Raw genomic sequence first — 12,751 nt, 5'->3', positions numbered from 1 at the left:
AATCATTCATTAGGTTTAGTTAGAGGTTAGTTAGTAGCTAGTTCCCTCACTGACTGTTTAGACACCGGTCAGTGAGGGATTTCAAAGAAAACAGATTCATGAAAAACAAATTATTCCCGTATATATGTTGGCTGACGGCCATTACATTCAGTTTGCAACTGCAAGCGCAAAATAAAGTTTCCACTCCCATGGCAGATGTCAATCAAGTAATTGACAACACGCTGGACAGCCTGAATAAAGCACGTACCTCGCGACCGGAAGCCGGTTCCAGCCGGAAAGGTGACAACCCAGTTCTGTTCCTGGTAGGTAACTCTACCATGCGTACCGGAACTTTAGGAAACGGCAACAACGGACAATGGGGATGGGGCTATTATGCAGGTGATTATTTCGACTCTAACCGGATTACTGTAGAGAATCATGCATTGGGTGGAACCAGTAGCCGTACTTTCTATAACCGTTTATGGCCGGATGTAATCAAAGGAGTACGCCCGGGAGACTGGGTTATCATCGAATTGGGGCACAATGACAACGGCCCATACGACAGCGGACGTGCCCGTGCTTCCATTCCCGGAATTGGCAAAGATACACTGAACGTAACGATTAAAGAAACCGGAGTAAAAGAAACCGTATATACCTACGGGGAATATATGCGTCGTTTCATTCAGAATGTAAAAGCCAAAGGTGCTCATCCTATCCTATTTTCGCTTACTCCCCGCAATGCCTGGGAAGATAAAGACAGCACCATCATCACACGTGTCAACAAGACTTTCGGATTGTGGGCAAAGCAAGTAGCCGAAGAACAGCGTGTTCCTTTTATTGATTTGAATGATATCAGTGCCCGCAAATTTGAGAAGTTCGGCAAGAATAAGGTGAAATATATGTTCTACATCGACCGTATACATACAAGTGCTTTCGGTGCTAAAGTCAATGCAGAATCTGCTGCTGACGGAATACGTGCGTATGAAGGGCTGGAATTAGCCAATTATCTGAAACCTATTGAGAAAGATACAGTGACAGGTTCTAGCCGGAAAGAAGGACGTCCGGTGTTGTTTACAGTTGGAGACAGTACAGTGAAAAATGAAGATAAAGATAAAAACGGTATGTGGGGTTGGGGAAGCGTCATTGCCGACGAGGTTAATCTGAATAAGATTTCCGTTGAGAACCGGGCTATGGCAGGACGAAGTGCACGCACTTTCCTGGATGAAGGTCGTTGGGATAAGGTATACAATGCTTTGCAACCGGGAGACTTCGTTCTGATTCAGTTCGGACATAATGATGCAGGAGATATTAATGTAGGAAAGGCCCGTGCCGAATTACGTGGTTCCGGTGATGAAAGCAAAGTATTTCTAATGGAAAAGACCGGTAAGTATCAGGTAATTTATACGTTTGGCTGGTATCTTCGGAAGTTCATCATGGATGTTCAAGAGAAAGGAGCCATTCCCATCGTTCTAAGTCATACGCCACGCAACAAATGGAAAGATGGAAAGATAGAACGTAATACCGAGTCTTTTGGCAAGTGGACACGTGAAGCTGCGGAAGCTACGGGAGCTTATTTCATTGACCTGAATAAGATTAGTGCCGATAAACTGGAAAAGACAGGTATCAAGAAAGCGGCAACTTTCTATAATCATGACCATACACACACTTCCTTAAAAGGAGCGCACATGAATGCGAAAAGCATTGCTGAAGGGTTGAAAAAGAGCAATTGCCCATTAAAGAATTATTTAAAATAAGAGCATAAGGAATAGAGTATGCTACTTATCCCGTAATCTATTAATAATGCGAATCAGCAGTTGATAATCATCTACCTTTTCGCTTGTTAGAATGTTATTATCCAGTTAATTATCTCATTAATTTAATTTTCTAATCTCCCTAAAAATCAGTATATTAGAAGAATAAAGCCACTCATTGTTCTAATTATGATTCCCAAGGAGAAAGAATTAAAACTTATAAAAATATATATGTATATCTGCGATGTTTACGAGTCTTCACTCAAGATTGTGACAGTATGAAATCATTAGTTGACTCAATGCCTATCATTACTTGCACGGGAAAGAACAAAGTAGGAAAAGTAGCCACTGAGATTACTTCCAAAGGATATTGTTCGACAAAGAACATGTATTACTTCGGACTAAAACTCCATGCAGGGGCTTTCCGTAGAAAAGGGACTATACCTTTTCCTGAAATGCTCACTTTCCGCTGCTGATGAAAATGACTCCACTGTATTCAAAAAAGAATGTGTGGGAAATCTGAACAATAGAGAAATATATGCCGATAAAATATATTCGGATATACCATTCTATAAAGAGACAAAAGAATGCAAAAAACTCAAGCTATTTACTCCTGTAAAAGCTATCAAAGAAGAATCACCTGAAATAACAAAAAGGGAGAAAGCGGCAAGAGACTTGTTTTCAACGGCAGTCTCAAAAGTCAGACAACCCATTGAAGCATTATTCAACTGGTTGAATGAAAAAACAAATATTCAAAGAGCGATGAAAGTCAGATCTACATCTGGACTTCTGGTACATACGATGGGAAAAATTGCCATCGCATTAATTACTCTAATTTTTAACTAAGGAATCAAATACTGATTCGCATTATTTATATTTATTAAGTTAAACAAAAGTTAGATTCTCTTTTTAAAAGCAACTTTTTACGCTCTACCTGTGAAAAAGTGTTCCAAACATAACGACTTAATCAAGATATAGCAATGCAGAATCGTACAAATGCATGGAAAATACCGTCTTTTGCACGATATTCCATGCTATGGGTGATTATTAGATTAATGCCCAATGAATATGGACCTTCTTGTTTCTATTTTATTGTATGGAAAACAGTAATTTATAAACCTAAAAAACTATATGGCGAATTTTTCAATTGTAATTGTTCCAACTAAAAAATTATCAAATAACAGACATCAGATAAGGATAGCAGTAGCACATCATTCACAGACCAGATATAAATGTCTGTAAGCAATGTACGAAAACTTGATTTATTGATAGATGAATTAAAAAAGAGACAAATCGGTATTTCGAGAATCAGCAATGAAAAAGAGAAGAAAAGAATGTTATATTCGAGGTATTAAGATAGGGTACCTATTTAAATTCTACTTACATTTTCTAATCAGAGAGAGCAACAAATAGCAATATATTTTAAAGATCTTTTTTTACTTCGTCTTCTTCACCATGAACTCTTTAATCTGTTCACTAATCTGCTCCATTCCCTTTATTGAAGGATGACCACTCTTTTTGTCAATGTCATGCAATTCTATGCAATCAATATTATAATGACTGCAGATAGTTCTGACTGATTCATTAAACTCTTCCTTTAAACCGGAATTCAATAGAAAATAGATTTCAACATTAGGATAGCGATCAATCATGTGCTCGAGCATATAAGCCATAGCCGGACGGAATTTATACAAATCATCTTTAGCCCATCCCGCATACTGATACTCTCCAAGCGGAGAACCAGCCCAACAATCATTAGTTGCGCCAAAAATAAAAATCACATCCGGGCAACCCAGTTGATCCATACGGGTTATAAAAGAGCGATCCGAGTAATCCGCATTGCGATACCCCGTATTACAAATCGTTGCACCCGAAAATGAATTATTGACGCAGAGGCGGTAATTATTCTCTTTGATGAATTTATGCCACCACGTCTGTTTTACTGAAATCACATCCGTTTGTTGTCGTGGAGAGACGTAATACCAAATACTATTAGTATCCGGTTGCAGGTATCCTTCAAATGTTGAATACGAGTCGCCTAAAATAGAGACAGATTTCAGACTTTGAGCAAAACTTATACTGCTACATAAAATAGCTAATAGCAGCAAAAAACAAGATTTCTTCATATTAGAATAAAGTTTTCAATTTTGCTGCTAATATACTAAATTATGCTAATATGACAGTACGATTTTTTCTGCCAATTTCAGAAAATGATTATTTGGCCTCCCTTTCATAGGTCACATTCTGTTCCACTACATTATCCACATTGATCACTTTCTTCACGAACTTCTTCACCTTTCCTACTTTTACATCTCTGATTTTCACATTCTTAACCGGAAGTTTGGAGTTGCCTTTTAATTCGTAAATAGCGTCTGCCGACTCACAAGTGACTTTATCCATATAAATACCGTCAATCCGGGTAATCCGTTCTTCATAAGTAGGTACCAGGTCTTTCCATTGGTATAACACTTTGGTATCTATTTCAAGTACACGTTGAGCCGTTCCTGCCTGTACATTCTCCATATAAACATTTTCTATAACCCCACCTCTACGATGATTGGTTTTTACAAAGAAAAGACGTAATACAGAGTTAGGAGCTGTACAATCGTGCATATAGATATTCGTATTCCTCCCGAGATTTCACTTCCGATGCCAAGCAAAGTATGCCCTTTAAGAATCTGACAATTACGGATAACAATGTTCTCACAAGGAGTATTCAACCGCCAGGCATCCTGATTACGTCCGGCTTTAATCACTACCGCATCATCCCCCTGATCGAAAGAACAATCTTCCACTAGAAAGTTACGGCTCATTTCGAAATCAATACCGTCATTATTATGTCCATGCGCTTTTACATTCAGATTACACACCAGTCCTCCATCACACATATAGAGGTGAATGGTCCAAAACGGACTTTCACGAACCTTAAACCCCTCCAATAAAACATTCTTGCAGCGATTGAAATGAATCAAGTGCGGACGAAGGTGGTTCTCACCTACTGCCATTTGACGTTCAATAACAGGAACATCGGTCGAAGCTTTCGTATATAACTCTTTCAATGCTTCCAAATGAGGTTGAGGACGTTTGAACCACACTTTCCAGATGTCCATCTTCAGCTGAAGAGTCCCTTTACCTGTAATTGCCACATTCTCACATTCAAAAGCATAGAGTAACGGAGAATAATTATAACATTACAAACCTTCCCATGAAGTCATCACTGCCGGAAGATAATCAGAAGGATTATCCGTAAAATTCAGAATTGCATTCTCCTCCAAATAAAGATTCACATTACTTTTAAAATAAATCGGTCCAGTCAACCATATACCTGCCGGAACAACAACACGTCCGCCTCCAGATTTATGACACGCTTCAATAGCGGCAGCAATCGCTTTTGTATTGTTTACTTCACCTCCGGTTTTTGCTCTGTAATCTGTAATCAGAAAGTCTTTGTCCGGATAGATAAATACTTTAAGGGAAAGGAGCTTTCACCTTTACCATTTTATAATTATCAGCGGCAAAAGTAAGGGAAGCTGTCAATAAGCAAAGGCAGACAACTACCATCGGTTTCAGTAAGTAAGTCTTCATTACAGTATCATATTTTTAATTCTTCAAACACATTAAAGATAAGAATATTAGTTTATAGTCGGTCACATTGAAAACACCAATACACCCGCTGTAGGAATCTCTGTAGTTCCAATCAATGCTTTGGCTCCTTTCGGCAAGTTGAAGGCATAGGGCTGGTCTGAATAGTTCAAAACAATTCCCAAGCCATTCCGGTATTCCATTGTCACGCCATAAGGCAAATCCATTACCGGTATATTCAGCAGTGCATATAGTTTTTTCAATATATCTTTTTCCAATGCTCCGTTGTGGCTGTCCACTCCAACATAAGTAATCGTACCTTTCCCCAGTTTGCGGAAAGTCACGGCCGGACTTCCTTCATAGAATTCTTTTTTATAAGTAGCCCATATTTGAGCATCTGCCGGAGGATTCAGAATCTCTCCCCATGTATTCCAGGCATACTCTTTTCCGTTCATAACAACAGTACCGGGATCTTCGGGAAGAAGCAAATCATAAAAATTCATTTCATTTCCGGTCAGCGGAGTAATCATAGAACCAAAAGGAATCTCCGGAAGACGACCATAACGATCCTTCTGTGCCGTACGACAAGTCAGAATGAGGTTTCCGCCATTCTTCACATAAGAACTCCATTTGTCCACCAGTTCTTTATCAGCTAATTGATAAGCCGGCGCAATGACGACCGGATAATTGGATAAGTTCTTGGCTTCTGAAATAAAATCGACGGGTGCTCCGAATGATTTTAAGGTACGATAATACTTTTCAATATGTGCAAAAGTATCCCATGTACGATTTTGTTTCTGTCGCTCAATGCTCCAGAAGTTTTCATGGTTGAAAAGAATAGCAGTACGACGTGCAAGGTAATCAGCAGGCTTCGCTTCACGGGGAGCATAATGCTTACGAAGTTCACGAATCTCTTTTATAAAAGTTTCATACTCTTTTCCACCGGGGGTAACAGTCACTCCATCTGTTCCCACTATTCCATAATGATACTGTTCTGTACCATAGAGCGGTTGGCGATAGCGGTAAGTACAGATAAAATCACTTCCACCGGCAAATACACTCCACATCCATAGACGGACAGCTCCCGGAAGAGGCTGGGGATTGATACTGCCCCAGTTCACTTGTCCTGGTTGCAGTTCCATTACACCATACGTTCCCTGTATCGGACGGAAAAAATCATTCGCCCAGACAATACGCAATGGATTACCCACACGATAGCCCCGACGACCAATTCCCTCATTATCTCCATATACCATGTAACGAGTATAGCTTTGGAAATCCAACGCAGGACTACCACCAATATGTCCTTCATCGTAGTTCGGTATATAATTGGTCGTTACCCATTGGTTCTTCGCATATTTCTTGATTAACAAGCATTGCTCATTCAGAAAATCATTGGTTTGCGTTGCTGCAAAACGACGATAATCCAAAATCTGATGATGGTTCATAAACATCTGTACACGCTTGGGAAGCGTTATTTCATCAAAAGAAGAATAAGCCTCACTCCAAAAAGCAGTTCCCCATGCATCATTTAAAGATTGGATGTTATTATTATATTTGCCTCGAAGGAAATCACGAAAGGCAAGTTCCGCTTTCGGATTATAGTCAAACTGTACGGCAGGCTCGTTATCAAGTTGCCATCCGATAACACGAGGATCGTTACCATAGTGCTGCGCCAGTTTTTCAATCATCTTATAAGATAACTCCCTATAAAGAGGAGAAGCAAATGAAGCATGTTGACGGGCTCCGTGATCAAGTACCGTTCCATCTTCATTCTTCAATAGAATTTCAGGATATTTCCGGCTCATCCACACTGGAGGAGTAGCAGTAGACGTACACATTATCACTTTCAAATCATATTTAGCAGCTAAAGCTACCGCTCTGTCGAGCCAGGCAAAATCATAACGCCCTTCTTCCGGCTCCAATTGTGCCCAGGCAAACTCGGCAAAATGAGTAAATTCAAATCCCAAGTCATGCATTTTCTTGAAGTCACGTTCCCACTGGCTTTCATCCCAGTGTTCAGGATAATAGTAGACGCCTGTCAGTGTCAGATCTTTGTCATTAAACCAAGAAGAGGTTTGTGCTGTGGTTGAAAGGGTCAGCAGGCAGGCGGCACAAAAAGCTGCCAACATTTTACTTTTTATCATATACTTCATAAATTCGATGAGATTATCAGTGTGATTATTAGTTCAATATTAATTTATAAATAGAGAATCCGGGCCTGAAAATTATTATTTCTCATAGATTTTCCATTCCCATAATCCAGCATCTCCCCTGCGGATATGAAGACGAAGATAACGGGCCTCGCCTATCTTCTTCGCCAAATGTGGGGAGCGAACTTCTACTTTAGCTTGTTCCGCACATGTCCGCCAGTTTTTTCCATCCATCGATTTCTCTAACCACCACGTATGTCCTTCAGTAGGGCGGGTAAAGTAAAACTGACTCCGGTTAGCATATACCTGCCGGGTGGTTCCACCATCTCCATATTCAAGATAAAGAAAGATATACTCATCCGTTCCTTCATCGTAGAACACATTGCCATGTCCCGGTCCCCACACTTGATTTTCGGGAGAAGAAAATAAAAAGATATCGTTGCCCTCCGGTTTTGCAAAACCTGTAAGAGGAGATTCGCGGCTCATCATGTATGCATTTGCATAATTCTGATGACCGCTCAATGTATAAATATAATAATAGATACCTTTGCGTTTAAACATTATCGACCCCTCTGAATATCCCTGACGGGCTGTTTTCAATGTCACCGGTTCCCCATCCAAATGAAGCCGGTCAGCGGAAAGACGTGCCGCATTCCAACGACGCCCCAAAATATATCCCGTACTGTCATCATCAATAAAAGGCTCTCCGTCGATATCATTAATAATAGCCGGGCTATCGACTTCTTCTCCAGAAGCAAAGAGCCCCTTTCCTTCGGTAAACCGGAAAGACCCCTCCGGACGATCTGCAACAAGCACATAAGTCCCCATCTTATCACCGGGTTTGACAAAAGTGACATATAAATAAAACTTTCCATCGTGTTCAATCACTCTCCCGGGAGCCCAATACCGGAAATATCCCTTTTTCTTTTCCCCTTTATCATTCGTATATTCATATCCTTTCGACCAGTCGAAACCACTAATATGAGACCCCTCAAAGCTCCAGTTTACAAAATCTTTCGACTTCCACACAACAGGTGTTCCGGCACGTTCAAGACCATATTCCAAATCAGTGGTTCCGTAGAGATAATAGGTATCACCAAACTTAGAAACAGAAGGATCCGCCACATTATCGGGGATTAAAGGATTATAAGTATGATTGGCTATCAATGCCTCCACCACGGAAGTATCTACCGCAAACGCCGTTCCATGACGGATACCTCTCGGGAAAGAGACTTGATCGGACACGTCTTCCCATGTTTCGCCATGATCTAAAGAGCGAACGGCACCATAACGATGGTCACGGTATTTATCGAAATAAACATAAAGCGTATCACCGACAAAAAGAGGAGCAGGTCCTTCCGCCCAATACTTTCCTGTAATAGGCGCTGATACTTTAGTCGGGAATCCTTTTTCTATCTTCTTCGTACGCGTAACGCGCAAATTCTTTTCCGGCGGATTGGAGTTCTCATTCTTGACTATCATTATCAAGTCTTCCGCCTTCGGATCTTTCACAATGGCAGCGTCAATCACACTGAAATCAGGGTTGAAGAACATCTTCGTCTTTGAAAAAGTACGGAAATCCTTTGTTGTCACATAATAAATACGATGATTCAATCCCTTCTCGCTTTCGCTGGTAGGTATTTCCTTGTGACGACCGGGGATGGTAGTCGCCCAAAAGATATAGTAAGTTTGTGAAGGTTCGTCATAAAAGAGTTCAGGTGCCCAACAATTATGGGCAGTCGGCTCGTGCATCATCACCGGAATAGCCTGTTGCTCACTCCAATGAATCAAATCACGGGAAGAAGCATGGCCGATAATCCGATTAGTCCAACTAGAAGTCCAAACCATGTGAAAAGTTCCGTCCGGAGCCTGGCAGCCACTCGGATCTCGCATTAATTTATCTTTACCAACAGAAGGTGTCAGATAAGACCGTCCGCCATTCAAAGGTATCCAGTTCAACCCATCATAACTATAAGCTAAATGCAATCCATCTTTACTGTCATTGATGAAATAAGAAAAGAGATAAGCAGTTTCACCGGCGAAGATTGTCATTACCGAGCAAAGACTTAGAGCCATCCAAACAACTACTTTTTTCACGGTTCCTTTTAAGATTAAAAAGTTTACCTCGCAAAGATAAGGTATCTCTCAACCTCCTCAAAGATAAAGAGCATGGACAATATTTCAAATCCATGTAGTTTTGTACACCATCCGTCCTATAAGTGCATTTTGATACAATATTCTATGTATCTGTACATCTTTCTATTTACTAAACCCTTAAAAAGCTCTACTTTAGCGGCAGATTTTATAATTAGAGATGAAAAACATATCAATTCTATAATATCATGAAACAACTTTTAGTAAGTATTGCCATCGTATTTGCCTCTATACTGACCGTAGCGGGGCAAAATCATTCTTTCAGTTTATCCGGCAAATGGAATTTCCAGATAGACCGGGAAGATATCGGCACCAAGGAACAATGGTTCAAAAAAAGCCTTGATGATCAGATTAATCTCCCCGGCTCCATGCCCGAAAAGCTGAAAGGAGATGAAGTAACCGCCCGCACCCGGTGGACCGGAAGCTTGTATGACAGCTCTTACTATTTCAATCCATACATGGAGAAATACAGAATAGAAGGACAAGTGAAACTTCCCTTTTTCCTGACTCCCGACAAACATTTTGTAGGGGTAGCCTGGTATCAAAAGAAAGTTACAATACCTTCCAACTGGAAAGGAGAAAGAATCACTCTTTTCCTGGAACGCCCGCACATCGAAACAACTGTATGGGTCAATCAACAGGAACTCGGTATGCAGAACAGTCTTTGTGTCCCTCATGTGTATGATCTGACTTCGGCTGTTACTCCCGGCAAAACCTGCCTGATGACTATCCGCATCGACAACCGTATCAAAGAAATCAATGTAGGTCCCGACTCTCACAGCATCACCGACCAGACCCAAGGTAACTGGAATGGAATTGTAGGACGAATTGAATTACAGGCCACTCCCAAAGTTCATTTTGAAGACATTCAGATATACCCTGATTTAAGCAATCAGAAAGCATTGGTACGCATGAACATACAGTCTGCCTCTTCCACCAAAGGAGATATTACACTTTCTGCCGAAAGTTTCAATACGGATACTCAACACAAAGTAGCTCCTGTTCAGCAAAGCTTCAATATCCATCCGGGAGACAATTCGATAGAGATGGAACTTCCCATGGGAAAAGATTTCCTCACGTGGGATGAGTTCAATCCTGCACTGTATAAACTGACAGCAAGACTGACCAACGGTAAACAGACCGACATCAAACAGGTACAATTTGGAATGCGCGATTTCAAAATAGAAGGAAAATGGTTCTACGTCAATGGTCGCAAAACAATGCTTCGCGGCACAGTGGAAAACTGTGACTTCCCATTGACCGGTTATGCTCCGATGGATGTAGCTTCTTGGGAACGAGTGTTCCGCATTTGCCGCAACTATGGTTTGAATCATATGCGCTTCCATTCTTTCTGCCCGCCGGAAGCAGCTTTTATCGCAGCCGATCTGGTCGGTTTCTATCTCCAACCGGAAGGTCCGAGTTGGCCGAATCACGGACCAAGACTTGGTAACGGCCAGCCAATTGACAAATATCTGATGGATGAAACAATTGCCCTGACCAAAGAATACGGAAATTATGCATCTTACTGTATGCTGGCTTGTGGTAATGAACCTTCCGGACGCTGGGTAGCATGGGTGAGCAAGTTTGTCGATTATTGGAAAGCGACAGATCCGCGTCGTGTATACACGGGAGCTTCCGTAGGAAACAGCTGGCAGTGGCAACCTCACAATGAATTTCATGTGAAAGCCGGAGCACGCGGTTTGAGTTGGACAGGTGCACAACCGGAAAGCGAATCAGATTATCGTGCAAGGATAGACACCGTAAAACAACCGTATGTATCACACGAAACAGGTCAATGGTGCGTATTCCCGAACTTCAACGAAATCCGCAAATATACCGGAGTCAACAAGGCGAAGAACTTTGAGATTTTCAGGGATATTCTAAATGATAACCACATGGGAAGCCAAAGTTATGATTTTATGATGGCTTCGGGCAAATTGCAGGCACTTTGCTATAAACATGAGATTGAAAAGACATTGCGCACCCCCGATTATGCAGGTTTCCAATTGCTAGCTCTCAACGATTATTCGGGTCAGGGAACGGCATTGGTTGGTGTATTGGATGTGTTTTTTGAAGAAAAAGGATATATCAATGCAGAACAATTCAGACGTTTTTGCAGTCCGACCGTCCCCTTAGCCCGTATTCCGAAGTTTGTATATGCCAATGATGAAACATTCCATGCCGACATCGAAGTTTCCCACTTTGGTGCAGCCCCTTTGCAAGGAGCAAAAACTAGCTATACCATCAAAGACAAGTTCGGAAAGGTATATGCCAAAGGAATTGTCGGCACACAAACGATTCCTATTGGAAACCTTTGTGCACTAGGCAGTGTGGATATGAACCTGAACGGGATCAATACTCCGCAGAAACTAAACCTGGAAGTGTGTATTGAAGGCAGTGATGCCGTCAATGACTGGGATTTCTGGGTATATCCTGCACAAGTGGAACTGACACAGGGAAATGTATATACAACCGACACACTGGATGAAAAAGCCATTTCCGTACTGAAAGAAGGGGGAAATGTCTTGATTACGGCAGCCGGCAAAACACAATACGGAAAAGAAGTCAAACAGTACTTTACCCCGGTATTCTGGAATACTTCCTGGTTCAAGATGCGCCCGCCGCACACAACTGGTATTTTCCTGAATGAATATCATCCTCTTTTCCGTGAATTTCCTACGGAATTTCATAGTAACCTGCAATGGTGGGAATTATTGAATAAAGCCCAGGTGATGCAATTTACCGACTTCCCGGCAGAATTCCAGCCAACCGTTCAAAGCATCGACACTTGGTTCATCAGCCGGAAAATCGGAATGTTGTTTGAAGCAAACGTATTGAACGGTAAACTGATGATGACCAGCATGGATATCACTTCTCAACCGGAAAAACGAATCGTTGCTCGCCAGATGCACAAGGCAATCCTGGATTATATGAATTCAGACGCTTTCCGTCCGGCAGAGAATATATCTCCGGAGCTGATTCAGGCATTGTTCACCAAAGTGGCAGGAGACGTAAAATCTTATACCAAAGATTCGCCGGACGAGCTCAAACCGAAAATTAACTAAATGGGAAATTATCAGGCACGGATTACGCTGTTGCTTTATAGAGTGCGTAATTCTAAAAAAACGTAAA

General features: G+C 41.4%; 7 protein-coding genes and 1 pseudogene. 4 read left to right on the top strand and 4 right to left on the bottom strand.

Features of this window, described 5'->3' with window-relative positions; all coding sequences use genetic code 11:
- Positions 1-98 precede the first annotated feature (98 nt).
- From GD631_RS09555 to GD631_RS09545, 3 genes are all read left to right on the top strand, one after another.
- A complete protein-coding gene (locus GD631_RS09555; protein ID WP_185911618.1) occupies positions 99-1,733 on the top strand; it encodes a rhamnogalacturonan acetylesterase in 1,635 nt (544 codons plus the stop codon).
- A 275-nt stretch (positions 1,734-2,008) separates the two neighbouring features.
- Positions 2,009-2,206 (top strand): hypothetical protein, encoded by a 198-nt coding sequence (locus tag GD631_RS09550; protein ID WP_185911617.1) that lies wholly within the window; start codon positions 2,009-2,011, stop codon positions 2,204-2,206.
- Positions 2,207-2,240: 34 nt separating this feature from the next.
- Complete coding sequence (locus GD631_RS09545) at positions 2,241-2,576, top strand: transposase (protein WP_223225818.1); 336 nt, start codon at positions 2,241-2,243, stop codon at positions 2,574-2,576.
- Between the two features lie 590 nt (positions 2,577-3,166).
- Here GD631_RS09545 and GD631_RS09540 read toward each other — a convergent pair.
- The 4 genes and pseudogenes from GD631_RS09540 to GD631_RS09525 all read right to left on the bottom strand — a co-directional run bounded on the left by GD631_RS09540 (position 3,167) and on the right by GD631_RS09525 (position 9,562).
- Positions 3,167-3,856 carry an SGNH/GDSL hydrolase family protein gene (locus GD631_RS09540; RefSeq protein ID WP_143258009.1) on the bottom strand — a complete coding sequence of 230 codons (690 nt, stop codon included), beginning with the start codon at positions 3,854-3,856 and terminating at the stop codon, positions 3,167-3,169.
- 88 nt (positions 3,857-3,944) lie between these two features.
- A pseudogene (locus tag GD631_RS09535) lies at positions 3,945-5,315 on the bottom strand (alpha-d-galacturonidase).
- Between the two features lie 62 nt (positions 5,316-5,377).
- Positions 5,378-7,468 (bottom strand): beta-galactosidase, encoded by a 2,091-nt coding sequence (locus GD631_RS09530; protein WP_143258008.1) that lies wholly within the window; start codon positions 7,466-7,468, stop codon positions 5,378-5,380.
- Positions 7,469-7,543: 75 nt separating this feature from the next.
- Positions 7,544-9,562 carry a family 43 glycosylhydrolase gene (locus GD631_RS09525; RefSeq protein WP_185911616.1) on the bottom strand — a complete coding sequence of 673 codons (2,019 nt, stop codon included), beginning with the start codon at positions 9,560-9,562 and terminating at the stop codon, positions 7,544-7,546.
- Positions 9,563-9,807: 245 nt separating this feature from the next.
- Here GD631_RS09525 and GD631_RS09520 point away from each other — a divergent pair, with 245 nt between their 5' ends.
- Entirely contained in the window at positions 9,808-12,684 is a 2,877-nt protein-coding gene (locus tag GD631_RS09520; RefSeq protein ID WP_143258006.1) for an exo-beta-1,4-galactosidase, read from the top strand.
- The last annotated feature ends 67 nt before the right edge of the window (positions 12,685-12,751 follow it).

The sequence above is a fragment of the Bacteroides luhongzhouii genome (genome assembly GCF_009193295.2).
Taxonomy (GTDB): domain Bacteria; phylum Bacteroidota; class Bacteroidia; order Bacteroidales; family Bacteroidaceae; genus Bacteroides; species Bacteroides luhongzhouii.
This window is presented reverse-complemented; position numbering and strand designations above follow the sequence as displayed.

Excerpts from the sequence above, each read along its gene's own strand:
- GD631_RS09555 (WP_185911618.1), top strand. The coding sequence starts at position 99 with ATGAAAAACAAATTATTCCCGTATATATGTTGGCTGACGGCCATTACA.
- GD631_RS09550 (WP_185911617.1), top strand. The coding sequence starts at position 2,009 with ATGAAATCATTAGTTGACTCAATGCCTATCATTACTTGCACGGGAAAG.
- GD631_RS09540 (WP_143258009.1), bottom strand. The coding sequence starts at position 3,856 with ATGAAGAAATCTTGTTTTTTGCTGCTATTAGCTATTTTATGTAGCAGT.
- GD631_RS09530 (WP_143258008.1), bottom strand. The coding sequence starts at position 7,468 with ATGAAGTATATGATAAAAAGTAAAATGTTGGCAGCTTTTTGTGCCGCC.
- GD631_RS09520 (WP_143258006.1), top strand. The coding sequence starts at position 9,808 with ATGAAACAACTTTTAGTAAGTATTGCCATCGTATTTGCCTCTATACTG.